The sequence below is a fragment of the Halochromatium salexigens genome (assembly GCF_016653295.1).
In the GTDB taxonomy this organism is placed as follows: domain Bacteria; phylum Pseudomonadota; class Gammaproteobacteria; order Chromatiales; family Chromatiaceae; genus Lamprobacter; species Lamprobacter salexigens.
This window is the reverse complement of record NZ_NHSF01000076.1, coordinates 19,540-45,121: the sequence shown is the minus strand read 5'-3', so window position 1 is coordinate 45,121 and position 25,582 is coordinate 19,540. Positions and strand designations below refer to the sequence as shown.

28 protein-coding genes are annotated in these 25,582 nt (G+C 66.2%); 15 read left to right on the top strand and 13 right to left on the bottom strand.

Going from position 1 to position 25,582, the window contains the following annotated elements:
* Positions 1-54: 54 nt before the first annotated feature.
* From ubiU to CCR82_RS16695, 3 genes are read left to right on the top strand one after another with little or no spacing between them, the layout of a single operon-like run.
* A complete protein-coding gene (gene ubiU / locus CCR82_RS16705) occupies positions 55-1,050 on the top strand; it encodes a ubiquinone anaerobic biosynthesis protein UbiU (RefSeq protein ID WP_201246946.1) in 996 nt (331 codons plus the stop codon).
* A 12-nt stretch (positions 1,051-1,062) separates the two neighbouring features.
* Entirely contained in the window at positions 1,063-2,016 is a 954-nt protein-coding gene (gene ubiV / locus CCR82_RS16700) for a ubiquinone anaerobic biosynthesis protein UbiV (RefSeq protein WP_201246945.1), read from the top strand.
* Positions 2,017-2,055: 39 nt separating this feature from the next.
* Positions 2,056-2,538 carry a DUF29 domain-containing protein gene (locus tag CCR82_RS16695; RefSeq protein WP_338073199.1) on the top strand — a complete coding sequence of 161 codons (483 nt, stop codon included), beginning with the start codon at positions 2,056-2,058 and terminating at the stop codon, positions 2,536-2,538.
* 17 nt (positions 2,539-2,555) lie between these two features.
* Here CCR82_RS16695 and ubiT read toward each other — a convergent pair whose 3' ends face one another.
* Together ubiT and idi are read right to left on the bottom strand one after the other, a co-directional pair.
* Entirely contained in the window at positions 2,556-3,026 is a 471-nt protein-coding gene (gene ubiT, locus CCR82_RS16690) for a ubiquinone anaerobic biosynthesis accessory factor UbiT (protein WP_201246944.1), read from the bottom strand.
* Positions 3,023-3,616 carry an isopentenyl-diphosphate Delta-isomerase gene (idi, locus tag CCR82_RS16685; RefSeq protein ID WP_201246943.1) on the bottom strand — a complete coding sequence of 198 codons (594 nt, stop codon included), beginning with the start codon at positions 3,614-3,616 and terminating at the stop codon, positions 3,023-3,025. The genes ubiT and idi overlap by 4 nt, the downstream gene beginning before the upstream one ends.
* A gap of 324 nt (positions 3,617-3,940) precedes the next feature.
* Between idi and CCR82_RS16680 the strand changes: the two genes are divergently transcribed.
* Both CCR82_RS16680 and CCR82_RS16675 read left to right on the top strand, forming a co-directional pair.
* Positions 3,941-4,423: a retropepsin-like aspartic protease family protein gene (locus CCR82_RS16680; RefSeq protein ID WP_242513559.1), complete on the top strand. Its 483-nt coding sequence runs from the start codon at positions 3,941-3,943 to the stop codon at positions 4,421-4,423.
* Between the two features lie 47 nt (positions 4,424-4,470).
* Positions 4,471-5,457, top strand: coding sequence for a PfkB family carbohydrate kinase (locus CCR82_RS16675; protein ID WP_201246941.1), 987 nt, complete (start codon positions 4,471-4,473; stop codon positions 5,455-5,457).
* 124 nt (positions 5,458-5,581) lie between these two features.
* On the opposite strand, the gene CCR82_RS16670 is transcribed toward CCR82_RS16675, so the two are convergent.
* A complete protein-coding gene (locus CCR82_RS16670) occupies positions 5,582-6,622 on the bottom strand; it encodes an NADP(H)-dependent aldo-keto reductase (protein WP_201246940.1) in 1,041 nt (346 codons plus the stop codon).
* 105 nt (positions 6,623-6,727) lie between these two features.
* Between CCR82_RS16670 and CCR82_RS16665 the strand changes: the two genes are divergently transcribed.
* The 3 genes from CCR82_RS16665 to hemF are packed head-to-tail and all read left to right on the top strand — an operon-like array spanning position 6,728 to position 9,236.
* Positions 6,728-7,393, top strand: a complete 666-nt coding sequence (locus CCR82_RS16665; protein WP_201246939.1) for an energy-coupling factor ABC transporter permease — start codon at positions 6,728-6,730, stop codon at positions 7,391-7,393.
* A 14-nt stretch (positions 7,394-7,407) separates the two neighbouring features.
* Complete coding sequence (gene djlA / locus CCR82_RS16660; RefSeq protein ID WP_201246938.1) at positions 7,408-8,253, top strand: co-chaperone DjlA; 846 nt, start codon at positions 7,408-7,410, stop codon at positions 8,251-8,253.
* Between the two features lie 35 nt (positions 8,254-8,288).
* Complete coding sequence (gene hemF / locus CCR82_RS16655; protein WP_201246937.1) at positions 8,289-9,236, top strand: oxygen-dependent coproporphyrinogen oxidase; 948 nt, start codon at positions 8,289-8,291, stop codon at positions 9,234-9,236.
* Positions 9,237-9,259: 23 nt separating this feature from the next.
* On the opposite strand, the gene CCR82_RS16650 is transcribed toward hemF, so the two are convergent.
* Positions 9,260-10,102, bottom strand: coding sequence for a hypothetical protein (locus tag CCR82_RS16650; protein ID WP_201246936.1), 843 nt, complete (start codon positions 10,100-10,102; stop codon positions 9,260-9,262).
* Positions 10,103-10,153: 51 nt separating this feature from the next.
* A complete protein-coding gene (locus CCR82_RS16645) occupies positions 10,154-12,253 on the bottom strand; it encodes a molybdopterin-containing oxidoreductase family protein (RefSeq protein ID WP_201246935.1) in 2,100 nt (699 codons plus the stop codon).
* Between the two features lie 172 nt (positions 12,254-12,425).
* Between CCR82_RS16645 and purM the strand changes: the two genes are divergently transcribed.
* The 4 genes from purM to CCR82_RS16625 all read left to right on the top strand — a co-directional run bounded on the left by purM (position 12,426) and on the right by CCR82_RS16625 (position 15,700).
* Positions 12,426-13,493, top strand: coding sequence for a phosphoribosylformylglycinamidine cyclo-ligase (gene purM, locus CCR82_RS16640; RefSeq protein WP_201246934.1), 1,068 nt, complete (start codon positions 12,426-12,428; stop codon positions 13,491-13,493).
* On the top strand, positions 13,490-14,146 hold the full coding sequence (purN, locus tag CCR82_RS16635; RefSeq protein WP_201246933.1) for a phosphoribosylglycinamide formyltransferase: 657 nt from the start codon (positions 13,490-13,492) through the stop codon (positions 14,144-14,146). Before purM ends, purN begins: the two co-directional genes overlap by 4 nt.
* Positions 14,147-14,290: 144 nt before the next feature.
* Positions 14,291-14,509: a cysteine-rich CWC family protein gene (locus CCR82_RS16630; RefSeq protein WP_201246932.1), complete on the top strand. Its 219-nt coding sequence runs from the start codon at positions 14,291-14,293 to the stop codon at positions 14,507-14,509.
* 48 nt (positions 14,510-14,557) lie between these two features.
* Positions 14,558-15,700: a glycosyltransferase gene (locus CCR82_RS16625; protein ID WP_242513558.1), complete on the top strand. Its 1,143-nt coding sequence runs from the start codon at positions 14,558-14,560 to the stop codon at positions 15,698-15,700.
* Positions 15,701-15,706: 6 nt separating this feature from the next.
* Here the strand turns inward: CCR82_RS16625 and CCR82_RS16620 are convergent, their stop codons facing one another.
* The 5 genes from CCR82_RS16620 to cbiM are packed head-to-tail and all read right to left on the bottom strand — an operon-like array spanning position 15,707 to position 18,928.
* On the bottom strand, positions 15,707-16,015 hold the full coding sequence (locus CCR82_RS16620; RefSeq protein WP_201246931.1) for a DUF2288 domain-containing protein: 309 nt from the start codon (positions 16,013-16,015) through the stop codon (positions 15,707-15,709).
* Entirely contained in the window at positions 16,012-16,818 is an 807-nt protein-coding gene (locus CCR82_RS16615) for an energy-coupling factor ABC transporter ATP-binding protein (protein ID WP_201246930.1), read from the bottom strand. Before CCR82_RS16615 ends, CCR82_RS16620 begins: the two co-directional genes overlap by 4 nt.
* Positions 16,819-16,820: 2 nt before the next feature.
* Positions 16,821-17,606, bottom strand: coding sequence for a cobalt ECF transporter T component CbiQ (gene cbiQ, locus CCR82_RS16610; protein ID WP_201246929.1), 786 nt, complete (start codon positions 17,604-17,606; stop codon positions 16,821-16,823).
* The gene (locus tag CCR82_RS16605; RefSeq protein ID WP_242513557.1) at positions 17,596-18,297 is read right to left on the bottom strand and encodes a NikL family nickel/cobalt ECF transporter subunit; all 702 of its coding nucleotides are present in this window, start codon (positions 18,295-18,297) and stop codon (positions 17,596-17,598) included. The genes cbiQ and CCR82_RS16605 overlap by 11 nt, the downstream gene beginning before the upstream one ends.
* On the bottom strand, positions 18,287-18,928 hold the full coding sequence (gene cbiM / locus CCR82_RS16600; protein WP_201246928.1) for a cobalt transporter CbiM: 642 nt from the start codon (positions 18,926-18,928) through the stop codon (positions 18,287-18,289). Before cbiM ends, CCR82_RS16605 begins: the two co-directional genes overlap by 11 nt.
* Positions 18,929-19,036: 108 nt before the next feature.
* Between cbiM and nikR the strand changes: the two genes are divergently transcribed.
* Positions 19,037-19,522: a nickel-responsive transcriptional regulator NikR gene (gene nikR, locus CCR82_RS16595; protein ID WP_201246927.1), complete on the top strand. Its 486-nt coding sequence runs from the start codon at positions 19,037-19,039 to the stop codon at positions 19,520-19,522.
* 6 nt (positions 19,523-19,528) lie between these two features.
* Here nikR and CCR82_RS19435 read toward each other — a convergent pair whose 3' ends face one another.
* From CCR82_RS19435 to CCR82_RS16580, 3 genes are read right to left on the bottom strand one after another with little or no spacing between them, the layout of a single operon-like run.
* The gene (locus CCR82_RS19435; RefSeq protein WP_420827343.1) at positions 19,529-19,849 is read right to left on the bottom strand and encodes a BPTI/Kunitz-type proteinase inhibitor domain-containing protein; all 321 of its coding nucleotides are present in this window, start codon (positions 19,847-19,849) and stop codon (positions 19,529-19,531) included.
* A gap of 46 nt (positions 19,850-19,895) precedes the next feature.
* Positions 19,896-21,647 (bottom strand): sugar phosphorylase, encoded by a 1,752-nt coding sequence (locus CCR82_RS16585; protein ID WP_201246925.1) that lies wholly within the window; start codon positions 21,645-21,647, stop codon positions 19,896-19,898.
* A gap of 3 nt (positions 21,648-21,650) precedes the next feature.
* Complete coding sequence (locus tag CCR82_RS16580) at positions 21,651-22,919, bottom strand: glycosyltransferase family 4 protein (RefSeq protein ID WP_201246924.1); 1,269 nt, start codon at positions 22,917-22,919, stop codon at positions 21,651-21,653.
* A 142-nt stretch (positions 22,920-23,061) separates the two neighbouring features.
* On the opposite strand from CCR82_RS16580, the gene CCR82_RS16575 reads away from it, so the two are divergent.
* A complete protein-coding gene (locus CCR82_RS16575) occupies positions 23,062-24,555 on the top strand; it encodes a glycosyltransferase (protein ID WP_201246923.1) in 1,494 nt (497 codons plus the stop codon).
* A 38-nt stretch (positions 24,556-24,593) separates the two neighbouring features.
* On the top strand, positions 24,594-25,517 hold the full coding sequence (locus CCR82_RS16570) for an HAD family hydrolase (protein ID WP_201246922.1): 924 nt from the start codon (positions 24,594-24,596) through the stop codon (positions 25,515-25,517).
* Positions 25,518-25,582: the final 65 nt, after the last annotated feature.

The following is a 25,582-nucleotide window of genomic DNA, read 5'->3' as shown; positions in this document are numbered from 1 at the left end:
CGCGGCCCGGAAGACGAGGCACTTGTTTCACGCCAACAACGAGTAACCCAGACGATGGAATTGGTTTGTCCGGCCGGCAATCTGCCGGCATTGAAGGCGGCCGTCGACAACGGCGCGAACGCGGTCTATATCGGCTTTCGCGACGACACCAACGCGCGCCATTTCGCCGGTCTCAACTTCGCTCCGAACAAGATGACCGAGGGCATCCGCTATGCGCGCGGCAAGGGCGTGCGAGTGTTCATCGCGCTCAACACCTATCCGCGCCCGGATGGCTTCCAACGCTTCGAGCAGGCGGTCGATCGCGCCGCCGAGTTGGGTGTCGATGCGCTGATCGCCGCCGACATCGGTGTGCTCGATTACGCCAGCCGCACCCATCCGACGCTCAATCTCCATCTCTCGGTGCAGGGCTCGGCGACCAACTACGAGGCGCTGCGCTTCTATCAGGAGCACTTCGGCATTCGCCGCGCGGTGTTGCCGCGCGTGCTCTCGATCAGCCAGGTCAAGCACGTCATCGACCAGAGCCCGGTCGAGATCGAGGTCTTCGCCTTCGGCAGTCTGTGCGTGATGGTCGAGGGTCGCTGTATCCTCTCCTCCTACGCCACTGGCCGCTCGCCGAACACCTATGGCGCCTGCTCGCCGGCCAGCCATGTCGAGTGGATCGAGACCGACAGCGGGCTCGACACGCGCCTCGGCGGGGTGCTGATCCAGCGCCATCCCAAGGGCGAGAACGTCGGCTATCCGACCCTCTGCAAGGGCACCTTCAACACCGATGGCCGGATCGACCATGCGATCGAGGATGCGGTGAGCCTGAATGCGATGGAACTGCTGCCGGAGATGGTCGCCGCCGGCGTCAAGGCGGTGAAGATCGAGGGCCGCCAGCGCAGCCCGGTCTATGTCGCGCAGGTGACCAAGATCTGGCGCGAGGCGCTCGATAGCTTCGCGCGCAACCCGAGCGGCTTCGCGCCCAAGCCTGAGTGGACCGCCGCCCTTGGCAAGGTCTCCGAGGGCGCCCAGACCACCCTCGGCCCCTATCACCGGCCCTGGCAATAGGGGAACAAAACGATGAGCGAGCCACAGACCCCAACCGCCGCTGCACAGAGCAACCATCGCCCGCGCCTCTCGCTCGGGCCGATCACTTATTATTGGCCGAAGGCGCAGGTCGACGCCTTCTACGCGATGGTGGCCGAAGCGCCGGTCGATATCGTCTATCTCGGCGAAACCATCTGTTCGAAGCGCAATCAGGTCCGCCACGAGGACTGGCTGGCGATCGCCGAGCGCCTCGCCGAGCATGGCAAGGACGTGGTGCTCTCGACCCTGACCTTGCTCGAAGCGGAGTCCGAACTCAAGCGCCTGCGCGCGATTTGCGAGCAGACGCGGTTCATGGTCGAGGCCAATGACATGGGTGCGGTGCATCTGCTCGCCGGGCGCCCGTTCGCGATCGGCCCCAGCGTCAATTGCTACAACGATCGCACCCTCGGCGTACTCGCCAAACAGGGGCTCAAGCGCTGGGCGCTGCCGGTCGAGCTGACCCGCGAGGCCCTTGAGCAGATGCAGCGCGCCAAGCCCGCTGGCGTCGAAACCGAGGTCATGGCCTATGGCCGACTCCCGCTGGCCTACTCGGCGCGCTGTTTCACCGCCCGCCACAAGGATCTGCCCAAGGACGACTGCCGCGACGCTTGCATCGACTATCCAGACGGCCTGGTGGTCAACACCCAGGACGATCAGCCGTTCCTGGTGCTCAATGGCATCCAGACCCAATCCGCGCACACGGTCAATCTGCTCGCCGAGCTGCCGGCAATGCGTGCGCTCGGTGTCGACATCCTGCGCATCAGTCCGCAATCACAGCAGATGGAGCAGGTGATCGCGCTGTTCGATCAGGCCCTGCGCGATGCCCTCGACCCCGCCGAGGCGGCAGCCCAGCTCAATGCGCTCATGCCCGTCGGCCCCTGCGATGGCTACTGGCATGGTGAGGCCGGGATGGCCGAGGCGGCCAAGGTAGCCCGGGCTGCTCGCTGAGCGCGCGCTGATGCTCGCCCGAGGAACATAAAACAGCTGATGATGAATGACCTGAAAGCACTCTACGAGCAAGATTACAGCGCTTGGGCGGGCGCGAACGCCGACCTGCTCAGAGCCGGTCGCTTTGAGGATCTGGATGTCGAGCACCTACTGGAGGAACTGAGCGACATGGGCAAGAGCGAGCAACGCGGTCTCGAAAGCCGTTTGCGCGTATTGCTTGCCCATCTACTCAAATGGCAATTTCAATATGCGCAACTCGCCGAGCGTTGGCGTGAATTCGATGGGCGCAGTTGGCGCAACACCATCGTTCATCAGCGCGCCGAGCTGAGGATCCTATTGCGCAAATATCCCGGCATGCAACGCATGTGGCCCGCGGCCGTTCACGCGGCCTACGTCGATGCGCGCGAACTCGCGGCAGCGGAGACCGGCCTGCCGATCGACACCTTCCCCCGCGAATGTCCCTACGCCGATGCCCTGTTGCTCGACGAGCATTATTTGCCGCCCACTGAATGCGACAACTGACCCGCGTCCGCTACCCGCTACCCGCGACCGAAACGCCCAAGCAGATCGGTGGCGCCGTTCATCACCTTCAGCAGCGGACCGAGGCGCTCTTCCAGCTCGACGCTATCGAGGAAGTTCTTCACATAGAGTCCAAGTTCGGTACTGCCGCCAAGGCGCAGGCGACGATTGAAGAACAGGGTGTCGGGATCCTCGCGACGGGTCGCGAGCAGCAGGAAATCATAGACCTTGCCGTCGATGCTGAGATCGGTCGCGGCACCGGGCGGCGCGGCCTTGATGCGGTTTCCGGCCAAGGTCAGGCGGAATTCGAGCCGGGCATCGTCGACGCCGATGCGCATCACATGGCCGTCCAGGAAATCCAGCTCGCCATCGCGCAGTTCGGACTCAAAAACCCGGTTCAAGATTTGCACCAGCGCGCCGGTGCGCAGCTGATTCGGGACCAGTCCGACCGGCAGCGTCAACAGACGGGGAATCGTGGGGGATTGGATCACGCGACCTTCCTCAACGGGGTGGCTGAGAGGCTGGCGATCAACTCACGATAGTCCGTGCGCAGACGCCGCCATTCCATGACGAACCAGGGCGTGATCCGATCCGGCTCCTCGACGATCAGACGATCGGCCTCGGCACAGGGAATCCAGCGCCAATCGGCGATCTCGCTCGGGTTCACATCGACCGCCACCGGCGTCTCGACCTTACCGACATAGACCGAGCAGAGTTCATGCTCGGCGCCCAGCGCGCCAAACCCGGCCTGATACTCGAACTTGTAGAGGAAATGCAGCTCGGCGTCGATCGCCAGCTCCTCGCGCAGGCGACGGTGCGTGGCCTCTTGCAGCTCCTCGCCGCGCCGCGGATGGCTGCAACAGCTGTTGGACCAAAACAGCGGCCACAGGGGTTTGTCACCGCTGCGCTGCTGCAGCAGCACCTGATCATCGCCGGAGAACAGGAAGATCGAGAAGGCGCGATGCAAGAGCCCATCGCCCTGGTGGGCATTGACCTTGGTCTCGTGGCCGATGACCCGGTCCTCGCGATCGACCAGGATCAATGGCTCGTCATCGAACGAGACGGTTTCATGCTTAAACACTTCACTCTCCAAGTCCACGGGGTTCACACGGCGGCCGTTCAACGCCAGCGGCATGTCCACCCCAGTGGGATCCACTGTACAGGCGCTCACAGGGTAATGCTGGCACAAAGGCCCACGAGTGACAAGACAGGTTGACAGGCCAGGTGTTCCTTGGCCTGGACACTTCGGCGCCACACGGGCGCTACACGATCAGCCCGCCAGATGCACCTCTTTTCGCGCGGATTCACACCCCAGCGCCCAATCGGCTGCGGAAGCCTTATAGTACGCAGAATGAACGCCAAACTCCCAAGACCCAACGATGGACCCTCGCGCCTCGGCAGAGCCATGCTCTTCGGCGCCTGGGTCGCTGGCACCGCACTGATCGCGATGCTCTTCCAGAACTATCTCGACCATCGCGAGAACCCGAACCAAAATATCGCGTTCGAGGTCGGACCCGATGGCATCGCCCAGGTGGTGCTGCAACAAAACCAGGAGGGCCACTATGTCGCGACCGGCACCATCAATGGCGAATCGGTCGTCTTCCTGCTCGACACCGGCGCCACCACCGTCTCCTTACCACAAGGACTCGCGCGCCAGCTCGGCCTGCCACTGCGCCCGGGCGGCATGAGCAAGACCGCAAACGGCATGGTCCAGACCTGGACCACCCGCATCGACAGTGTCAGCCTCGGCGGCCTGACGGCACGCAACCTGCGCGCCACGGTGCTGCCCAACTTTCCCGGCGACCAGGTGCTGCTCGGCATGGACTTCCTGAAACGCTTCGAACTCATCCAACGCGGTGGCAAGCTGACGATTCGCCTGCCCAGTTGATCCCGCCAGTTGATCCCGCCGGCTGATCCCGATCCGCGCACAGACTCATGGCTCCACCCACCTCCACTGTCGACCCGCATCAACCCGACATCCATCCCCAGCAGCGCCGACAACGACCTCCCAAGCCCGACCACGCCGCCCGCATCCTCGGCGTCGGCATCGCCACCCTGGACATCATCCACCAGGTCGAGCGTTACCCGGCTGAGGACGACAAGGTCCGCGCCCTCAGCCAACGCCGCCTGCGCGGCGGCAATTGCGCCAATACGCTCGCCGTGCTCAGCGAACTCGGCCACCCCTGCCGCTGGGTCGGCACCCTCGCCGATGACAACGGCGCCGCGTTCATCCGACAGGATCTCAGCGCCCGGGGCATCGACCTGAGCGCCGCCAAGACCATCCCCGGCAGCGCCACGCCGACCTCCTACATCACGCTCAGCCGCGCCACCGGCAGCCGCGCCACCGGCAGCCGCACCATCGTCCATCATCGCGACCTGCCGGAGCTGACCGCCGCCGACTTCGCGCGCGCCGATCTCAGCACCGTCGACTGGGTGCATTTCGAGGGCCGCAACCCCAGCGAGACCGCGCGCATGATCCGCCGCGTCGCCACCGAACGCCCCGACCTACCGATTTCGGTCGAACTCGAAAAGCCCCGCCCCGGCATCGAGGCGCTGTATCAGCTCCCGGAAACGGCGATCAGCCTCCTCATCGTCGCCCGCGCCTTCGCCGAGCAGCAAGGCGCGCACGACCCCAAAGCCTTCCTGCAACGCTTTGCCGATCGGTCGAACGCGAGCCTGCTGCTCCTGCCCTGGGGCGCCGAAGGCGCCTACGCACTCACCAGCGAGCGCGAGCTGCTCTTCGCCCCCGCCCAGCCGCCGGCCGAGATCATCGACACCATCGCCGCCGGCGACGTCTTCAACGCCGCCGCCATCGCCGCCCTACTCGACCACCAACCGATCAATCAAGTCCTGCAGACCGCCAACGCCCTCGCCGGCCACAGCTGCGGCCAGCTCGGCATCGACGGCGTCGGGGTCGGGTAGCGTCGCGCCGGGGTGTGCGCCGCAGGAAGCGGCGCTCAAGCCTACAAGGACGTATTCACGGCGTCCCCGGCGCGGCGCTACCCGACCCCGGCGCCCGGCACCGCACTCGAAAACCGATCCAACCTCAAGGACTCGGATTCGGCTGGCGCTGATGCACCGCCTCGATCTCGTTCAACACCTCCTGACTCAGCCGCAGCTGGGCGCTGCCCAGGTTGCTCTCCAACTGCGCCAAGGTCGTCGCACCGATGATGTTCGAGGTCACGAACGCACGGCTGGTCACGAACGCCAACGCCATCTGCGCCGGGTCCAACCCATGACGCCGCGCAATCGCGCAATACTCCGCCGTCGCCCACTCGGCCTGCGCGTTCGAATAGCGATCAAAACGCGAGAACAAGGTCAACCGCGCCCCCGCCGGTCGCGCACCATCGAGATATTTCCCGCTCAGCATGCCAAACGCCAACGGTGAATAGGCCAGCAGACCACACTGCTCGCGCATCGCCACCTCGGCCAGACCGACCTCGAAGCTGCGATTCAACAGGCTATAGGGATTCTGGATGCTCACCATGCGCGGCAGGCCATGGGTCTCGGCCAGCGCCAGCATCCGCATCGTGCCCCAGGGCGTCTCATTGGACAGCCCGACATGGCGGATCTTGCCCGCCCGCACCAGATCGCCGAGCACCTGCAGGGTCTCCAGCAACGGCACACTGTCATCCCGCTCGGGATGACGGTAGCCGAGTTTGCCGAAGTAGTTGGTCTCGCGGTCCGGCCAATGCAGTTGATACAAATCGATGTAATCGGTGCGCAACCGCCGCAGGCTGGCATCGAGCGCCGCCTCGATGTTGGCCCGATCCAGCCGCCGCCCCGGCATGCGCAGATAATCGATCCAATCACCCGGCCCGGCGACCTTGCTGGCGAGGATCAACCGCTCGCGCCCGCCACGCTCGGCCAGCCAGTTGCCGATGAACCGCTCGGTCGCGCCTTGGGTCTCGGCGCGCGGCGGGACCGGATAGATTTCGGCGGTATCGATGAAGTTGATCCCGGCAGCGACCGCTCGATCGAGCTGCGCGAAGGCCTCCGCCTCGGTATTCTGCTCGCCGAAGGTCATGGTGCCGAGGCACAGTTCGCTGACCCGCAGGCCGGTGGTTCCCAAGGGGCGTTGATTCATGGAGACTCCTCTGTGTGATGATTCGCCTCTATTCGGTTGAGGTCGAAGCCGCTTAACTCAACCTAGAACAGAGCAACACGTCCTCACCATCGGCGCCAACCATCGATGACGCTCGACCCTGCCCTCTTCACGCCGTTCGCGCTCTGGAGCACCATCCTGCTCTACGGCCTGTGCCTGCTGCTGGCGCTTTGGTACGCGCCCTGGCGCGAACTGCTGCGGGCGCGGCTCACCCATGTCTTCTTCGGTGCGACCGTCGCCCTGATCATGCTCTGGCAGATGGATACCCCGGTGCAACCTGGGCTCTCTTATCATCTGCTCGGCCTCACCGCCGTCACCCTCATGTTCGGCTGGTGCTTCGCGGTGCTCGCCGCCTCGCTCGCGCTGCTCGGGGTCACCCTCAACAGCGCCAGCGCCTGGGACGGTTTTGCGCTCAATGCGCTGGTTTCCGGCGTGCTGCCGATCAGCCTGACGCTGGTGCTGCTGATCCTGATCCGACGCTACCTGCCGAAACAATTCTTCGTCTACGTGCTGGTCAACGGCTTCCTTACCGCCGGTTTGGTCGGCGTCGCCATGGGCTACATGGCGGCCTGGCTGCTGGTCGGCGCCGGCGCCTACAGCATGGCCGAGCTGCGCCAGAGCGTGCTGCCGTTCTTTCCGCTGATGTTCCTGCCGGAAGCCATGCTCAACGGCTGGATCATGGTCATTCTGGTTGCTTTTCGACCGCATTGGGTGTACTCGTTTTCGGATGTTGAGTACATCAAGGGCAAATAGCAGGAGCCGTCTCGATGGGATGGGTCGGTAAGGTCGTCGGCGGATTCCTGGGCCTCGCCGCCGGCGGGCCGTTGGGCGCCGCGCTCGGGGCCACGCTCGGCCACGGGGTCGATCATGGCGTGCGCAAACTGCGGCGGAACGCGCAGTTGCCGCCCGGCAATCGGCAGCGCATCCAAAGCGCATTCTTCACCGCGACCTTTTCGGTCATGGGGCATCTGGCCAAGGCCGATGGGCGCGTCTCCGAGGCCGATATCGCCCTCGCCGAGACCATCATGACGCAGCTGCGCCTCTCGCCAGAGATGCGCAGCGCTGCCGTCACCCTGTTCCGGCAGGGCAAGTCCGCCGATTTCGATCTTCCCGCCGTGGTCGAGACCTTCCGCCAAGAATGCCTGAGCCAGCGCGCGCTGATCCAGATGTTCCTCGAGATCCAACTGCAGGCAGCCTACGTCGACGGCGAGCCGACGCTGCAACAGCGCCGGGTGTTGGGGCGGATACGCAGCGGACTGCAGATCCCCGAGATCCTGTTCAAGCAGCTCGAGACCCTGGTGCGACTGCAGCGCCAGTTCAGCGACAATGCCGGCCCCCGGGGCGCCGGGGCTGGCAGCGGATCCCGGGCGGGCGGCGGGCGCCAGAGACCGGCACGCGCGCCCAGTCTCAGACAGGCCTATGCGCTACTGGGTGTCAGCCCAAAGGATTCCGATGCCAGCATCAAGCGCGCCTATCGCCGCTTGCTCAGCCAGCATCATCCAGACAAACTGGTCTCCAAGGGCCTGCCCGAGGAGATGATGAAGATGGCCGCCCAGAAGACCTACGAGATCCGCCGCGCCTACGAGATGATCCAGCAAGCCCGAGCGACCTGACCTCGCATGACCAGATTCAGCCCCATGACGTGCCGATGACCACCGCAGACGTCCCAAACCCCGTTGCCGTCGAGCAGTATCTGCTCGACCTGCAAGACCGCCTCTGCGCCGCGCTCGCCGAGGCCGACGGCGGCGGCGAGTTCCGCGAGGACGCCTGGCAACGCGCCAACGGTGGCGGAGGCCGCAGCCGGGTGCTCGAGGACGGCGCGCTGTTCGAGAAAGGCGGGGTCAACTTCTCGCATGTGCATGGTGACGCCCTACCGGCAACCGCCAGTGCCAGCCGGCCCGAGCTAGCCGGGCGCGGGTTCCAGGCCATGGGCGTGTCGCTGGTCATGCACCCGCACAATCCCTATGTGCCAACCTCGCACATGAACGTGCGCTTTTTCATCGCCGAGAAAGCCGGCTGTGCGCCGGTGTGGTGGTTTGGCGGCGGCTTCGACCTCACCCCCTATTACGGCTTCGACGAAGACGTGCGCCATTGGCATCGCAACGCGCGCACTGCCTGCGCGGGCTTCGGCACCGAGGACGAGGATGCCGAGGCCTTGCACGCTCGCCTCAAGCACGCCTGCGACCGCTATTTTCACCTCAAGCACCGCGATGAACCGCGCGGGGTCGGCGGGGTCTTCTTCGATGATCTCAATGCCTGGGGCTTTGCGCGCAGCTTCGCCTTCATGCGCAGCGTGGCCGAACATTACCTGCCCGGCTATCTGCCGCTGCTCGCACGCCGCCGGGACACGCCCTATGGTCAGCGCGAGCGCGACTTCCAATGCTACCGGCGCGGGCGCTACGTGGAGTTCAATCTGGTCTACGATCGCGGCACTCTGTTTGGCTTGCAATCCGGGGGCCGCACCGAATCCATCCTCATGTCGTTACCGCCACAGGTCAGTTGGCGCTACGACTGGCAGCCCGAGCCTGGCTCGCCCGAAGCCCGCTTGTACGAGCATTACCTGGTGCCGCGCGACTGGCTGGCCGAATCCGACTGAGCGCAGACACTCGCTGGCAGCGTCTACACGAGCGCGCGCCCCGTCAACCGGCGATAGACCTCGAATCCGGCCTCGCGCTCGCGACAGCGCAGGATCGCAGCCCGCCCCGGCGTGCTTGGATCGGGCTGCACCTTGACCCCAAGCGATTCGGCCGCTTGCAGATGCTTGTCGCTGAGGTCAGCGTCACCGAACACGGAGATCACGTAACCACCTGGAATCGGCGGCGGCGGACTGACATCATCGCCATCGACCAGCGACACCCAGGCTGGCATGAAGTCCGGCCCATAGAGATCGAAGAAGCCGTTGGAGCCGCGCAGATGGGCCTCGATCGGCCGGCCACCGATCAGCTCGATATTGCAGAGGCCGGTATAGCCGGCCAGATTCCGATGCACCCAGTCGCTGATCCAAGCCTCGGCCTCCGGCAGGTCGGCACCGATCTCCCAGTAGATCGGCCGCGAGGCATCCTTCTCGTCCGAACCTCGGGTATGGGCGAACCAACGAGGCTTGCCGTCTTGCACCAGGCAATCACTGCTGGTGTGCATCCCGGTCAGGCGCTCCGACCAGTAGCTGCCCGGCTCCAGCGGCACCGCATCGGCGCGCACCGAGCGGGCGCTCAGCCCCATCCCTGCGAGGTTGGTGATCGGTTTGACGAACACCTCGTCCTCGGGCGCGACCCCCAGATCCATCGGCGCCACCCCGCAGGGCGCGGCGGTCAGCCCGGCATCGAGCGCGAGCCGCAACTTGTCGTAGATGTGGCGATGCGCGGGATTCAGACGCCAGGCAGCGGCATCGCTGACAGGCAGATCGCAGTGCGGCTCGGGCGCAAAGAGGTGTTTGCGTTCGGGTAAGACACCGATAAAGGGCATGAAAAATTCCTCGACCACACGGATGAATGATGATGACCTCGTAGAGCCCCATCAAGCCGCCTTGTGCTCGACACCCTGCATGGGAACCACCTCGCACAAAAGCGACTTGAACGGCGGGAATCCGCTGATCGGATCGAGTGCACCGTCGTCGGTCAGCTCGTTGACGTTGGCATGATTCCAACCGTGGGCGCAGTGGGCAACCCCAGGCTTGATGCGATCCGTGACCCGCGCGGTAAAGCACACCCGGCCACGGCGCGTACAGACCTCGACGAGATCCCCATTCTCGATCCCACGCTTGGCCGCATCATCCGGGTGCAGCTCCACCAGGGCATCCGGCATCGCCTTGCGCATGCGTTCCAGATATTGATGCTGGGAATGGGTCGCGTGCTTGTGGCGCGCGCCACTGGTCAACACCAGCGGGAAGTCGCGCGCGATCTCCGGGGTCGAGCGCGGACTCTCGGCCGGTTCACGCCAGATCGGCAAACCCTCGTGACCGGCCTCGCGCAGCTCTTGGGAATCGAACTCGACCTTGCCGCTGACGGTCTTGAAACCATGCAGCCGATACTGGCGATCGGCATCGAGAAACCCCTGCTCGACCAGCTCGTCGATGGTCGCGGCATAGACGGTCACGCCATCCGGGTTGGAATAGACCTCGTCGCGAATGTCTTCAGGGATACCCTCGGCCGCCTCGGCCCAGGAGGCGGCGAGATCACCGTTCCAGAACTGCTCGGCCATGCCGAGCCGCACGCCGAGTTCGAGAAAGACCTCGGCATCCGGGCGCGCCTCGCCCTTGGGCGCGACCACCCGCTGGCGATAGCGCAACTCGCCCTGATAGGCACAGCCGGGATAGGCGATCAGCGCCTCGCGCTCGAGGTTGGTCGCCGCCGGCAGCACGATATCGGCCATGCGCGTGGCCGGATTGTGGAAGAAGTCCGAGGCGGCGAAGAAATCGAGCGAGCCGAGTGCCTGCTCCATGCGCTTGGAATTGGCCCACATGGCGGTATTGATGCCCATCGCCAGCAGGCTGTGGATGCGCTGCGGCTGGCCCTCGAGGATGCAATCGGGCAGCAGCATGCTTTGCGCCGCTGGCCAATGCCGGGTCCAGACCGGGAACACCTCATCGCCCACGCGCGGCGGCAGGTCGTTGAGGCAATGCTCGAACAACTCGATCGGCTTCGGCGAGACCTTGTCGTTGAAGAAGCGGTTCCCGCCTTCGCGGTCGAGGTTGCCGGTCACCGCCGAGACCAGGATCACCGCGCGATGATTCTGAAAGCCGTTGCTGTGCTGCACCGTCGCCGTCGGCGAGAGCATGATCTGCGCCGGGTGCAGGGTCGCGAACAGCTCGACGGCGCGGCGCAGATCATCGACCTCGATGCCGCAGATCTCGGCGACGCGCTCGGGGGTGAATTCGGCCGCGTAGTCGCGAAACGCCTCGACGCCGATCGCCCATTCATCCAGGAAGGCCTGATCCTGCCAGCCATGGGCGAAGATCAGATGATGAAAGCCGAGCGCCAGCGCGCCATCGGTCCCCGGGCGGATCTGCAGGAACACATCGGCCTGATCGGCGAGCGGCGTGCGCCGTGGATCGACCACGATCATCGGCCGGCCCGGCTTGGCCTGCGCCTGCGGATGCAGATGGAACGGCGGGATCGAACCGCGCGGATTGGTCGACCAGACCAGCAGGCATTTGGTGTTGTGCGAGGCGATGGTCGAGGTGGTCTTGATCTTGGTGCCGAAGGTCACCTCCTCGGCGACCTTGGTCGCCGAGAAGCAGCAGCCGCTCTCGGTCATGTAGTTCGGCGAGCCGAACGCATGCGCCAGGCGCTGCAACTGCGGGCGCGCCTCCTTGGTGTAGCCGGCGAAGAAGGCGACTGCCGGAGCACCATGCTGCTCACGGGTCCGACTCAGCTGCTCGGTGATGGTGGTGAGCGCCTCGTCCCAGGAAATACGCTCGAACTCACCGCTACCGCGCGGGCCGACGCGTTTGAGCGGATACAGCAGGCGATCCGGATGCTGGCGCCGATCCAACTGCACATAACAGCGCGGGCAGTCGGGGCCGTCGATCGCCACCGGCTCGCCCTGGGCGTCCAGGGTGACATCGATCGCGCAGTTCGCATCACACTCGTAGCAGGTACTCTTGACGGTAGACATTGGCGGGTCGATCCCTAAAAGCGGTTGTTCAGACGTTCAATGCGCATGCCAGGCCGGATTTCAACCTCGATCAGGTCGAGCAGCGATAGACGCCGATCATCGGGTAGGCGGGGCTTTCGCGCTAGAATTTCCCTCAATGCAACCTCTGCTCAGCGATTCAGGCGCAACACACATGGACAAACAACCGCTCAGCTACAAGGACGCTGGGGTCGATATCGACGCTGGCGACGCCTTGGTGCGGCGCATCGCGCCCGCCGTCCGCGCCACGCATCGCCCCGGCGTGCTCGCCGGGCTCGGCGGCTTCGGCGGGCTGTTCGAGCTGCCGAGCGGCTATCGCGAGCCGGTGCTGGTCTCCGGCACCGATGGCGTCGGCACCAAGCTCAAGCTCGCCATCGAGCGTGGTCAGCACCACGGCATCGGCATCGATCTGGTCGCCATGTGCGCTAACGACATCGTCGTCTGCGGCGCCGAGCCACTGTACTTCCTCGACTACTACGCCACCAGCGCGCTCGATGTCGAGGTCGCCACCGATGTCGTCAACGGCATCGCCGAGGGCTGCCAGCAGGCCGGCTGCGCGCTGATCGGCGGCGAGACGGCCGAGATGCCGGGGCTCTACGCCGAGGGCGATTACGACTTGGCCGGTTTCTGCGTCGGCATCGTCGAGAAATCCGCCCTCATCAGCCCCGAGCAGGTCCGCCCCGGCGATGCGCTGATCGCCCTGGCCTCCTCCGGCCCGCATGCGAACGGCTATTCGCTGATCCGCGCGGTGCTCGAGCGCTCGGCAACACCGCTCTCGACGACGCTCGACGGCGCGCACCTCGGCGATCTGCTGCTGGCACCGACCCGCATCTACGTCAATTCGGCGCTCGCGCTGATCCGCGCGCATGAGGTGCACGCCCTTGCCCACATCACCGGCGGCGGCATCACCGAGAACCTACCGCGGGTCTTGCCCGCAGGCACCCAAGCGCTGATCGATCTGGACAGTTGGCGGCTACCGCTGATCTTCGACTGGCTGCGCACGCAAGGCCAGATTCGCGACGATGAACTGCTGCGAACCTTCAACTGCGGCGTCGGCATGATCGCCTGCGTGCCCGAGAATCAAGCCGAAGCGGTCTGCGCGCAGCTCGCCGAATTCGGCGAACGCGCCTGGGTGGTGGGCACCATCGCCGCCAGTGGCGAGGGTGCCGCTACCGATGCCACCGCACGCGCGGCTGTGAGCTACCGAGGGCAGTGGCGATGAGCGCCCGCGCACGCCTCGCGGTGCTGATCTCCGGCAGCGGCAGCAACCTGCAAGCGCTGATCGATGACAGCCAGCGCGCCGACGCGCCGTTCGAAATCGGTCTGGTCATCAGCAACCGCGCCGACGCCGCCGGCCTGGAGCGCGCAGGCCGCGCCGGCATCCCGACGCAAACGCTGAGCCATCGCGGCTTCGAGACGCGCGCGGCCTATGACACGGCGCTCGCCGAGCTGCTGGCGGCCCAGGCCCCGGATCTGATCGCCCTCGCTGGTTTCATGCGCATCCTGACCCCTGGCTTCGTCGAACAGTGGCAGGGGCGGATGCTCAATATCCATCCCTCCTTGCTGCCGAATTATCGCGGCCTGCACACCCACGCGCGCGTGCTCGAGGCCGGCGATCCCTGGCATGGCGCCACGGTCCATTTCGTCACCGCCGAACTCGATGGCGGGCCGGCGATCCTGCAGGCGCGGGTGCCGGTCTTGGCGGATGACGATCCGGCCCGGCTCGCGGCGCGCGTGCTCGCCGAGGAGCATCGCATCTATCCGCTGGCGGTGCGCTGGTTCGCCGAGGGCCGGCTGGTGCTCGGCAGCGATCACCGGGCCTGGTTCGACGAGCAGCCACTCAGCGCCCCGGTGATCCTCGACGCCAGCGCCTGAGCGCATCGACGCCAGCCGCCTTAGAGCAAGCGCGTGCAGGCGCGACCAGGTAGCGCTGGAATCGACCGCGGCCCGCACCATCTAGGGTCGGAGACGCTCAAAACATTAAGCCCTATCAGACCCTAACCGCGAGGATCACATCCCATGACCTGGAATCAACCCCTCACAGAAGGCACCAAGCAATGCCCGCGCTGCGGCGCCGACTTCGAGTGCAAGGTCGATGACCTACGCCACTGCGATTGTGTCGCGGTCAAGGTCTCGCTGCCAGTCCTAAAAACCCTGCAGAGCCAATACGAAGACTGCCTCTGCCCCGACTGCTTGCGCGAGATCGCCACATCGGCGGGCAGCAACCTCGCGTCCTGATCTCTCCCTGATCGCGCTGGCTGTTCCGAGTCCAGCGGCCTTTCTCGAATGACGCCAGAGCCACGCAAGCGCCTCGCCATCGTTGCCTCCTTCTCCGGGCAAGGCGGCGTGGAGCGGATGCTGGTGCATCTGATCCAGGGCTTCTGCGACCAGGGCTATGCGGTCGACCTGCTGCTGGTGCGCGCCCGCAGCGCCGTGCTCGACCAGCTCCCGGCCGAGGTGCGCCGCGTGCCACTGGCGCCGGGTCACACTCTGCTGGCCACCGTCGCCCTCGCGCGCTGGCTGCGCCGGGAACGCCCGCCGGTGCTGCTGGCAGTGAAGGATCGCGCGGGGCGCGCGGCGGTCATGGCGCGCGCGCTCGCACGCACCGAGACGCGCTTGGTGCTGCGGCTCGGCACCCATCTCTCGGCCGCGCTGAGCGGGCGCTCCCGCCTCCAGCGCTGGCTGCGACTCCTGCCGATTCGCCTCCTCTACCCGGGCATCGAGCGCATCATCGCCGTCTCCGGGGGGGTGGCCGAGGATAGCGCGCGGATCACCCGGCGCTCGCGCAGCCAGATCCGCGTGATCCGCAATCCGGTGATCACCCCCGCGCTCGCCGATCTGGCCGCCGCCCCCTGCCCGCATCCCTGGCTCGACGAGCGCGCATCCATCCCGACCCTCATCGGCGCGGGCCGTCTGCAGCGTCAGAAAGACTTTCCGACGCTGCTGCGTGCGTTCCGCCTGGTCAGACGCCAACGTGACTGCCGGTTGATCATCCTCGGCGAAGGACGCGGTCGCAGCGCGCTCGAGTCCCTGGCCCAGTCGCTCGACTTGCGGCTCGGTGCCGATGGCGATCTCGAGCTGCCGGGCTTTCAGAGCAATCCCTACTGCTGGCTCGCGCGGGCCGATCTGTTCGTGCTCTCCTCGGCCTGGGAGGGCTCGCCCAATGTCCTCACCGAGGCGCTCGCGCTCGGCATCCCGGCGGTCGCCACCGATTGCCCTAGCGGTCCGCGCGAACTGCTCGCCGATGGCCGCTTCGGTGCGTTGGTCCCGGTCGGCGACAGCGAGGCGCTGGCGGCCGCGATCCTGCAGACCCTGGCCGCCCCCCTCTCCGCCAACCGCCTGCAACAGGCGGTCGCCGACTACACCCAAGCCGCCAGCGCCAGCGCCTATCTGCACGCCATGGGGCTCGAGACAGGGCCACCGCGCTGACAGCGCCTAATCCAGCGACTGCACCAGTACCCAAGGACGCACCACCACCGCCCAGACCAGCGCATCGGCCGCGATCCAGTCTGTCGCCTGCGCATCGCTCACCCGCTCGACCGCGCCAGTGGCCAGCCAACCCTCGACCTGCGGGCGCTCATCACGACTGATGGCCAGGGCCACCTCGATCAGGTCCACCCCGGCGGCGACCTGAATGGCGCGGCCCTGGGCGAAGAAGCGCTGCAGTTCGCGCCAGGGAATCTTGGCCGTCTCGCTCTCGAGCTTGGCCTGCAAGGGGTCGATGGCGTTGGGTTGATCAGTCATGATCCCTGCTCTGCGTCATCAGGATGTGGATGGGTGTGAGCGTCGTCCAAACCCGGCGCATGCAGATGCAAATGGGCGTGTCGATGCGAATGCCGATGCAGCTCGGCATCGAGCAGACGACCCGCTTGCAGCAACACCGCACGGGTGCCGAGGCACTCGAGCACGCGCTGCTCGTGCGACACGATCAGCATCGCCTGCGGTAAAGCACAAAGATGATCGAGCAGCCGCGTCTCGCTGGTGTGATCCAGTCCACTGGTCGGCTCATCGAGCAAGAGCACTTCCGGCTCCATGGCCAACACCGTGGCCAGGGCCACCAGCCGCTTCTCGCCGCCGGAGAGGCGATGGGTGACACGTTCACCATAGCCCGCCAGCCCCAGGGCCGCCAGTGTGCGCTCGGCGATGGCGGTGGCCTCGGACGGCGAGCGCCCCAGGTTCAGCGGCCCGAAGGCGACATCGTCGAGTACGGTCGGGCAGAAGAGCTGGTCATCGCTCTGTTGGAAGACCAAGCCGACCTCGCCCCGGGCGATGCGGAAATCGGCCTCGTCGCGGCACTCCCTGCCCAACACGCGGATGCGGCCCGCGCTCGGTCGCAACAGGCCGACGATCAGATGCAGCAGCGTGCTCTTGCCGGCGCCGTTCGGGCCGATCAAGGCGACCCGCTCACCGCGATCGAGGCGCAGATCGAGCCCGCTCAGCAGCGGTTTGGAACCATAGCCGAAGCCGATGCCCGCGAGGTCGACGAGCACGTCATCATGCGCAGTGCGCGCAGCATCAGGCACAGTGCGCGCGGTGCGTCGACTCATTCTCAGACACCTCCGGCCAAGCGGCTTTCCGCCCAGCCCGTCCACCCGCCCCAACCCCAACGGTCGAGCAGAAGCAAGCCTGCGAGCAGTGGCAACGCGCCCAGCAACAGCAGCGTATCGCGCCGCCGCCAACGGAGGCGCTGCGGCAAACGCAGTTGGCCGTCGAAGCCGCGACACCGCATCGCATCGGCCACCCGCCGCGCGCGCGCCAGGCTGCGCACCAGCAGCATGCCGATCAGCCAACCGAGCGCGCGCCAGCTATGTCGATCGCTACGCGGCACGAAGGCGCGCGCGCGCATCGCCAGGCGCATGCGCGCATACTCGTCGCCGACCAGATCGATCTGCCGCAACGTCAGCAGCAACATCTGGCAAAGCTTGCTCGGCAGCCCAAGGCGCGCCAGTGCATGCACCGCCGCTCCGGCACCGAGGCTCCCGACCAAGCCGAACAGGATCAAGACCACGGCATTGGCCTTGAACAGGATCAGCAGCGCGAGCAGGCCACCCTCGCGGCTCGCCACCAGCGGCCCGAAGGTCAGCAACGGGGTGCCTGGCACCGAGAACGGCAACGTCAACAGCAGGACCAGCATCAACAGCTCGAGCGGTAACAGATAACGCAGGCGCTGCGGCGAGACACCGCCAAGCCTGGCGATGGCGCCGGCAGCGAGCAGGGCGATCGAGCCCGCGCTCGACGTCTGCAGCGAGACCACCGTCAGCGCGAGCAGCGCGGCCAGGATCAGGCGCGCCCGCGGATCGAAGCCCGCGAGTCGATCGCCGTGCTCAGCGAGCATCCGTATCGCCCGCGCCTGAGGTCTTGCGCCGCCGCGTCCACCACAGCCCGAGCCCGGCGAGACCGGCGATATAGCCGAGCCCGCCGAGCAGATCACGCAACGCGACCTGCGCTTGAGCCTCGGCCAAGGCCTCGCGCAGGGGACGCAGCTGGCGCGCGACCGCCTGCTCGACCGAGCGCTCGATCGCCGCGCTCAGGGCCCGGTCCAGCTCGGCGCCTTCGATGCAAACCAGCTCCTGGGCCGATGGACCAACCGCCTGCGCCGACTCAGCCCTTGAATCCGAGCCTGTGCCATCTGCTCCAGATGCAGCTCGCTCATCGAAGGCTCCGGCCAACTCCGCCGCTGAGATCGGCCATTCAGCGCGGTGGCCGTCCCCGGAATGGGCCACGATCCGATAATCCCGAGCCGCGCTCACATCCACCCGAAAACGCCCCTCGGCATCGGACCTCAGCTCGGTGATCGGCTCACCCTCGCCATCGAGCACCTGAATCGCGATATCGCGGGCCGGATGTCCACCGACGAAATAGGCGCGACCCTCGATCGCCGCCCCGTCAGCGGCGGCAAACACCTGCAGGCGATGGGCAACACTCGGGCTGGCCAGCATCAGCAGCACCAGGCCACACAGGAGTCGAGCGCCCAGCCTGCTTGTCCAGCCGCTCACGCGCTCACGGCCACCTGCTTCACGCGCCATGTCGACCTCCGTCCAGTCGCAGCAATGCCGGCTCGACCCGCAGCAAAAAAGCGACCACGATGCCGGTCACCAGTCCTTCGATCAGCGCCAGCGGGATGAAGCTGAGGACGATGACGCGCGCCGCCGGCCAGAATGCCTCGCCACTGAGCACCAGGCTCGCCGCGAGCATGAGCCCCGTGAGCAGCACGGCGAGCACCCCGGCGGTGCCACCGATCATCAAGGCTCGGCGTTGCTGTGGACTGGAGAGCTCCGCCATGCGTTGCAACATGGGCCTCAACAAGCGCGCGACGAGCAGCGCCGGCAGCGCGAGATTGAGGGTATTGACGCCCAGCACCAGCAGGCCGCCAAAGCCGAAGAACACCGCCTGGAGCAGCAGCGCGACGAAGATCGCCGGCACCGCCGCCCAGCCCAGCAGCAACCCCATCAACCCGTTCAGCAACAGGTGGACACTGCTCGGGCCGAGCGGCACGCTGATCAGCGAGGCGACGAAAAAGGCCGCCGCCAGCACCGCCGCCTGTGGCAGCTCCGCCTCGCGCAGGCGGCGCAAAGCCACGCCAAGCAGCCCGGTGGAGACCAAGGCGCCACTGATGAGCACGGGCGCCGAGAGCACGCCATCAGGGATATGAGCCATGTGAAGCGAAGAGTAAGCAAAAATGATGAGATGATCATACCAGCATCACCCCTGCATCCGCGTCACCCGACCAGGCCGCCAGGCAACCATCAGACAAGCAACCGAACCATGCACCGCATCACCATCACACTCGACGACCCGCTCACCGACGCCTTCGAGGGCTACATGGCCAAGCGCGGCTATGGCAACCGCTCCGAGGCCATCCGCGATCTGATCCGCGAGCGCCTGCAGCACGAACAGCTCAGCACGCAGCCCGAGGGCGATTGCATCGCGACCCTGAGCTACGTCTACAATCACCACGAGCGCGAACTCGCCGCGCGCCTGACCAGCGCGCAGCATGACCACCACGACCTCACGGTCTCGACCATGCACGTGCACCTGAGCCACGCTCACTGCCTCGAGACGGTGATCCTGCGCGGCCCGAGCAACCGGGTGCGAGCCTTCGCCGACACCGTCATGGCCCAACCGGGCGTGCATCACGGCAACCTCGCCCTGCTCCCGGTCAGCGCCCGCGAGCAAGCCCATCGCCACGGCACCGATGCCGCCGAGGGCGACAGCGAGCACCGTCACTTGCACCTCGAGCCGCTGACCTAAGCGGCCTTAAGGCACGGGCTTTCCGCCGCAGGCCTTGACGCAGTCGCGCATCGAACGGAAGGGCCAGCTCGGATCGCAGACACCACGCGCGAAGGCTTTGCAGCTGTCCGTTTGATAGTCGTAATAGAAGGCCGCTCGCGGTTTGCTGCAACGACCAGGCTGAGGCACCTGCAAGCAGCTCACATGTATGAGATCGTCAGTGTCGCCACCCGTGCCTGCGCAGCCAACCAGCACCAGCCCCAAGGCTGCCAGCGCTAACAGCACCAGCGGCAAGCGGCCCAGGCGACAGAATGCGCGGCGTGATTGCACAAGCGATGGCACGTTCATGGCAAGCGATAGCGATGGCAAGAGCATAAAACGTTCGGGAGCCTGTTCAAGCCTGGTCAACCAGCCAGGCGACCTGATAGGGCTCGAGTTCGAAGCGGCTCGGCAGCTGATCGCCGCTCTGGCGCCAACCCCCGATCAGCTCGGCCCAGCGCCGCTCGCGCGCACGCCGCGCCAGGCGCCCGAAACCGAGCTGGATCGGCGCGCCGGTCAGATTGGCCACCATCCACAGGGTTTGGCGACCATCGGGCGCGAACCGGCAGACGCCAAACAGCCCCGCCGGCAGCTCCAGCACGCGCTGTGCCCCCTCTGGATGAAACGCGGGCTGCGCCTGGCGAATCCTAAGCCGCCGCAGATATTCCGGCAACAGTTGCCGCGCCTGATGCGTCGATGACGCGCCCAACATCGCCTCGAGTTCAGGCAGCGCCCATTTCTGTCGGTTGATGCTCCGCGCACGGCCACTTTGCTCGGCGCCGCGCAGGTTGTTCGAGGCCCCGAGCAGGCTGTTGAAATAGATCCCCGGAATGCCCTGCAGACTCAGGGCGATGGTCTGGGCGCAGAGAAAACGCAGGATCGAAGTCGCCTGATCCCCTGGCACGCCAACCGCATCGAAGTAGGTGATATTGAGTTCATAGGGCGTGGCCGAGCCATCCGGATGACTGCGCCGCGAGATCAACCCGCCACGTTCCTCCATCGCCGCGACCAACCCGTCGAGCTGGGCTTGCGGCAGCAACCCCTCGAGCGGGCGCACCCCAATCCCATCATGCGAGGCGGTGAAGTTGAGGTAGGTGCAGCCGGCGGGCGGCGGCGCCAGTTGCGCGGCCCACTCGCTCAGATAGCGCCCATTGCCGCTGTGCATCGCATGCAAGAGCAGCGGCGGCAGGCTGAATTGATAGACCAAGTGCGCCTCGTCACCCTGGCCGAAATAGCTGATGTTCTCGGCATGCGGGACATTGGTCTCGGTCATCAGCAGCACGGTTGGCGCCACCAGATTGAGCAGATCCCGCAGCAGCTTGACCACTTCATGGGTCTGCGGCAGGTGGATACAGGGGCTGCCGAGCTGCTTCCAGAGATAGGCGATCGCATCCAGGCGGATGATCTGGGCACCGTGGTGGACATAGAACAGCAGGATATCGAGATACTCGAACAGCACATCCGGATTGCTGAAATCGACATCGATCTGATCCTGACCGAAGGTCGCCCAGACATGGCGCTCGCCGGCGGGCGTCTGCACCGAGCGCAGCAGCTTTGATGTGCGCGGGCGCACCACGCGCGAGAGATCGGCCTTGGGATCGACCTCGAGGAAATAATGGCGCTCCGGCGCCATGCCATTGGTGTAGGCGCGAAACCATCGGCTCTGGCTCGAGACATGGTTGATCACCAGATCCAGCATCAGCCGATAGTCCTCGGCCAAGGCATCGACCTGCGGCCAATCCCCCAGGGCGGGGTCGACCCGCCGATAGTCGATCACCGCAAAGCCATCATCGGAGCTATACGGAAAGCAGGGTAACAGATGCAGCGTCGAGATCGCCGTGCCGACCCGCTGCTCGAGGAATCGGCGCAGCGTTGCCAACGGCGCCTCATGCTGGGCGCAGACCATGTCGCCATAGGTGATCAGCACCGCGTCGGTCTGATCCCAGGGCGCGCAACCGGCCGCCTCCGGTGGACACTCGGCACCGACACCGTAGCGGCCGATGATCAGCTGCAGCCGATCCATCAAGCGCGGTAGCGCTGGCGCGCCATAGAGGCGCCGCAGGCGTTCTTGGATGCGCTCATAGAGGCGCCGATCGACCACGAACATGGCTCACCCCGTCCTATTGCGCAGGTTGTTGATCATGCCGCTCAGGCTGTCGCGCAGCACGCGATAGCTGTAGAAGCGCCTGGCCACCTGATAATTGTGCTCGACCAGCGCACCACGATGCTCGGCATCGGCCAGGATCAGCCGCGTCTGCTCGACGGTGGACTGATCGATGACCCCATCGATGACCGGCAGCCGGAAGCCCTTGGGCTCGATATCGCGCTGATAGACGCTGTAGCGCCCGATCACGATTGGCAGCCGGAAGTAGATCGCCTCCAGCAGCGCATTGCCGAAACCCTCGTAGAGACTCGGGAAGGTCACCAAATCAGCGTGCGGATAGAGATCGCTGAGCACATAGACCTTCTGTCCGTTCTGATCGAGCTGGCGCCGATCGGCCATGCGCTCGCCGAACAGCTTCAGCGAGACGCCTTCATCCTGGGCGAGCTGCTGGATCTGGCGCTCGTACTCAAAGCCTTCGTCACCGCTCTGATGCGAGATCACCAGATGCGCGCGCGCGAGCTTGAGCCGGCGGATCAGATGGATCGCGTTCTCGATGCCCTTGCGCGGCACGATGCGGGTCGGCTGCAGGATCAGGCGATCCTCCGCCAGCAGCCCGAGCGCCTCGCGCACATCGGCCGAATAGGCGTCCGGCGGACCGGGCGGATGCTCGAAGTCGAAGACATTGGGCACCAGGATGCTCGGCAGGCCCTTGCGCCAGGCGATCTCCTCGCGCGCGGCCTGATTGATCACCACATGCTGGAGCTGCGGCACGCGCGGCGGGAAGGCCATCTCCAGATAGTCATCGACCGCCGAGATCTGGAAGCGCTGGCGCTCCCACATGAAATCGTGGTGATGGGCGATCGCCGGCATGCCGGTCTCGAGCAAGAACTCAGTGATCGCGACCCCGAGCGGGATGTGCATCGGGATGGTGAGCGCGTTCTCGATGATCAGCACATCGAGATCGAAGCGCGCGCGGAATTCATAGAGCGTCGATTTCAGATAGGCCGCCAGCGCATGGATGCGGCGGCTGACCTCGGGGCTGCGGCGGGTCCGCCCCCAGAGCTGGGCGGTGATCCATTGGTTTTCGGCATGATCGAAGAAGGCCTCCGGGATGCAGAGGCTCATCGCCGGATCGCGATCCAGCACCCCGGCGTACCAGGCGCTCACATGCCCGCTCTGCCAGAGCACCTCGGCCCATTTCGCCGCTTCCAACGAGACGCCGTCAGTGCCGGCGAAGCGGGTCGAGACAAAGCCGATCTTTTCCGGTTGCTTCATATCATCTGCTTGTGCATAACCTGTGCCCGATGGCCCGATGGCTGAGCATAACGCGATCGGCCCGCGTCGATGATCGCGGTCGTTGAAACGGTCATCGCGCCCTGCTCAACCCGACCGGCGATTCGGGCTATGATCCCACAGCATGCGCATCGCGATCGTCCATTTTCATCTGCGAACCGGCGGCGTCACTCGCGTCATCCAGCACGCCTGCGCGGCCTTGGCGACCGCCGGCCACCAGGTCGCGGTGCTCAGCGGTGAACCGCCGCAACGAGCAGGCGCGCTCCTCGCCGCCCGCATCGAGGTCATCCCCGCGCTTGGCTACGAGGAGCAGCGCGAGCCCATGGGGCCGCGCGCGTTACAGCGCGCCATGGAGCAGGCCGCGCAACGTGCGCTCGGCGGCGCGCCGGACCTCTGGCATGTCCACAATCATTGCCTGGGCAAGCATCTGGCGCTGCCCGACGCGCTTCTCGGGCTCGCCGAGGCCGGTCAGGCGCTGCTACTGCAGCCGCACGATTTCGCCGAGGATGGCCGCCCTGCCCTCTACCGGCGCATGCTCGAGACCCTGGGCGCCCAAGATGGTGCAGCACTCGCGGCCCGGCTCTACCCGCTCGCGCCACAGATCCACTATGCAACGCTGAACGCGCGCGATGATCGTTTCCTGGCCGCCGCCGGCGTGCCCGACGCACAACGTCACCGACTGCCGAACGCGGTCTCGTTCGCCGCCGAAGCAGCCCCCGAAGCCGGCAGCGAGACCAGCGCCAGGCGTGGCCGCGCTATTACCAGGCTCGATCACCGCCGCTGGCTCTATCCAACCCGCGCCATCCGCCGCAAGAATCTCGGCGAGCTGCTGTTCTGGGCCGCGCTGGCCGGCCCCGAGGAGCGCTTCGCGACCACCCAAGCGCCGCACAATCCCCTCGAGCAGCCGCGCTATGCGCGCTGGGTCGCGTTGGCGCAGGAACTGGCGCTGCCCGTCGATTTCGAACTCGGCGCCCGTGGCGACGACTTCGCCGCCCTGCTCGCCTCCAGCCATGCGCTGATCAGCACCAGCGTCGGCGAGGGCTTCGGCCTCGCGTTCCTCGAGCCCTGGCTGATCGGCCGCCCCCTCGCCGGTCGCGATCTGCCGGAGATCACCGCCGATTTCAGCGCCGAAGGCATCGACCTTGGCGGACTCTATCAGCGCCTACCGGTGCCGCTGGCGTGGCTGGACGCTAGCGCGCTGCGCCAGCGCATGGACACCGCGCTCGCCGCCACCGCCCGCGCCTATGGTCGCGTGCGCGATGGCGATGACCTGGCCCGCGCCTGGGCGGCAGCCGTCGACGACCAGGCACGGATCGACGTCGGCCGGCTCGATGAGGTCGCCCAAGCCGAGGTGCTGCGGCATCTGCGCGCTGATCCGACTGCCCGCTCCGCGCTCGACGCGACCACTCCGCCACTCGCGGCGGATGCGGATCGGATCGCGTACAATCGCGCGGTCGTCGAACGTGAGTACCTGCTCGACGGCTATCGGCGCCGACTGGAGGTGATCTACCGCGCCCTGCTCGCCGCGCCAAGCGCGCCCGTGCGCGATCGGGCCGATGGTCAGGCGCTGATCACTCGTTTCCAGGCGCCCGAACGGCTCTATCTGTTGCGCACCTGAAGAGGCTGGGATCATCACCATCACTCCGAGGTATCCGCATGACTGACCCCAAACTGTTGACCCGCATTCGCGCCCTCTGCACACCGCTGCAGCCCATGCCAACGGCGATCAAGCCCCAGTTGGATCCGCTTGCGGGCACGCGCGCCGTGCTGTTCGATATCTATGGCACCTTGCTGATCTCGGCCAGCGGTGACATCGGGCTCGGCGGGGATCGGGCGCGAGCGCTCCGGCTCGGTGAGATCCTCGACGCGGCCAAACTCGATCCGAACGCAGTGACCGAAGCACATTCAGTGACCGGGACGCACGGGGCGCAGCACCAACTCGACTTCGGCATCGACCTCGGCGCATACCTCGATGAGGCGATCCAAGCCCAGCATGCCCGGGCGCGGACGAATGGCGTCCGTTACCCCGAGGTCGACATCCTCGGAATCTGGGAAACACTGCTCGCCGACGTTGGCTTGCAACCGACACCGCAGCAGCTGCAACGGATCGCGGTCGAGTACGAATGCCGGAGCAACCCTGTCTGGACCATGCCCGGGCTTGCCGATCTTCTCGCGACCCTGCGCCAGCGCGGGTTGGTGATGGGCATCGTCTCCAACGCCCAGTTCTATACCCCGCTGATCTTGGAGGCCTTGCTCGGGCAAGCGCCGGCCGACTTAGGGCTCGAGCCCGCCTTGAGCGTCTGGTCCTATGCGCTGGGCGAGGCCAAGCCCTCGACGGCCCCCTATGAGGTCGCCCTCAATGGCCTCGCGCGGGAGCACGGCCTGCGCCCCGATCAGGTGCTCTATGTCGGCAACGACCGGCGCAACGACATCTGGCCGGCCAGCCGGCTCGGCATGCGCACCGCGCTGTTCGCCGGCGATGCGCGCTCACTGCGCTTGCGCGAGCAGGATCGCGCGCTCGACGGCGTCGACCCCGATCGGGTGCTGACCGAGTTGGCACAGATCCCGCTCATCCTGTGATCCATCTCCGTACTCGACCTGATGGATGACCGCCATCGCGATGGATGGCTGCAATCGCGGTCTGT

What these genes read in the sequence shown, in the direction of transcription:
- ubiU (WP_201246946.1), top strand. Translation starts at nt 55, where the DNA reads ATGGAATTGGTTTGTCCGGCCGGCAATCTGCCGGCATTGAAGGCGGCC.
- CCR82_RS16675 (WP_201246941.1), top strand. Translation starts at nt 4,471, where the DNA reads ATGGCTCCACCCACCTCCACTGTCGACCCGCATCAACCCGACATCCAT.
- CCR82_RS16650 (WP_201246936.1), bottom strand. Translation starts at nt 10,102, where the DNA reads ATGCCCTTTATCGGTGTCTTACCCGAACGCAAACACCTCTTTGCGCCC.
- CCR82_RS16585 (WP_201246925.1), bottom strand. Translation starts at nt 21,647, where the DNA reads ATGTTCGTGGTCGATCGGCGCCTCTATGAGCGCATCCAAGAACGCCTG.
- purN (WP_201246933.1), top strand. Translation starts at nt 13,490, where the DNA reads ATGAGCGCCCGCGCACGCCTCGCGGTGCTGATCTCCGGCAGCGGCAGC.
- CCR82_RS16615 (WP_201246930.1), bottom strand. Translation starts at nt 16,818, where the DNA reads ATGAGTCGACGCACCGCGCGCACTGTGCCTGATGCTGCGCGCACTGCG.
- CCR82_RS16680 (WP_242513559.1), top strand. Translation starts at nt 3,941, where the DNA reads ATGCTCTTCGGCGCCTGGGTCGCTGGCACCGCACTGATCGCGATGCTC.
- djlA (WP_201246938.1), top strand. Translation starts at nt 7,408, where the DNA reads ATGGGATGGGTCGGTAAGGTCGTCGGCGGATTCCTGGGCCTCGCCGCC.
- CCR82_RS16645 (WP_201246935.1), bottom strand. Translation starts at nt 12,253, where the DNA reads ATGTCTACCGTCAAGAGTACCTGCTACGAGTGTGATGCGAACTGCGCG.
- cbiM (WP_201246928.1), bottom strand. Translation starts at nt 18,928, where the DNA reads ATGGCTCATATCCCTGATGGCGTGCTCTCGGCGCCCGTGCTCATCAGT.
- CCR82_RS16620 (WP_201246931.1), bottom strand. Translation starts at nt 16,015, where the DNA reads ATGACTGATCAACCCAACGCCATCGACCCCTTGCAGGCCAAGCTCGAG.
- cbiQ (WP_201246929.1), bottom strand. Translation starts at nt 17,606, where the DNA reads ATGCTCGCTGAGCACGGCGATCGACTCGCGGGCTTCGATCCGCGGGCG.
- ubiV (WP_201246945.1), top strand. Translation starts at nt 1,063, where the DNA reads ATGAGCGAGCCACAGACCCCAACCGCCGCTGCACAGAGCAACCATCGC.
- CCR82_RS16630 (WP_201246932.1), top strand. Translation starts at nt 14,291, where the DNA reads ATGACCTGGAATCAACCCCTCACAGAAGGCACCAAGCAATGCCCGCGC.
- CCR82_RS16670 (WP_201246940.1), bottom strand. Translation starts at nt 6,622, where the DNA reads ATGAATCAACGCCCCTTGGGAACCACCGGCCTGCGGGTCAGCGAACTG.
- hemF (WP_201246937.1), top strand. Translation starts at nt 8,289, where the DNA reads ATGACCACCGCAGACGTCCCAAACCCCGTTGCCGTCGAGCAGTATCTG.
- CCR82_RS19435 (WP_420827343.1), bottom strand. Translation starts at nt 19,849, where the DNA reads ATGAACGTGCCATCGCTTGTGCAATCACGCCGCGCATTCTGTCGCCTG.
- purM (WP_201246934.1), top strand. Translation starts at nt 12,426, where the DNA reads ATGGACAAACAACCGCTCAGCTACAAGGACGCTGGGGTCGATATCGAC.
- CCR82_RS16665 (WP_201246939.1), top strand. Translation starts at nt 6,728, where the DNA reads ATGACGCTCGACCCTGCCCTCTTCACGCCGTTCGCGCTCTGGAGCACC.
- CCR82_RS16695 (WP_338073199.1), top strand. Translation starts at nt 2,056, where the DNA reads ATGATGAATGACCTGAAAGCACTCTACGAGCAAGATTACAGCGCTTGG.
- CCR82_RS16625 (WP_242513558.1), top strand. Translation starts at nt 14,558, where the DNA reads ATGACGCCAGAGCCACGCAAGCGCCTCGCCATCGTTGCCTCCTTCTCC.
- CCR82_RS16575 (WP_201246923.1), top strand. Translation starts at nt 23,062, where the DNA reads ATGCGCATCGCGATCGTCCATTTTCATCTGCGAACCGGCGGCGTCACT.
- CCR82_RS16580 (WP_201246924.1), bottom strand. Translation starts at nt 22,919, where the DNA reads ATGAAGCAACCGGAAAAGATCGGCTTTGTCTCGACCCGCTTCGCCGGC.
- CCR82_RS16605 (WP_242513557.1), bottom strand. Translation starts at nt 18,297, where the DNA reads ATGGCGCGTGAAGCAGGTGGCCGTGAGCGCGTGAGCGGCTGGACAAGC.
- CCR82_RS16570 (WP_201246922.1), top strand. Translation starts at nt 24,594, where the DNA reads ATGACTGACCCCAAACTGTTGACCCGCATTCGCGCCCTCTGCACACCG.
- nikR (WP_201246927.1), top strand. Translation starts at nt 19,037, where the DNA reads ATGCACCGCATCACCATCACACTCGACGACCCGCTCACCGACGCCTTC.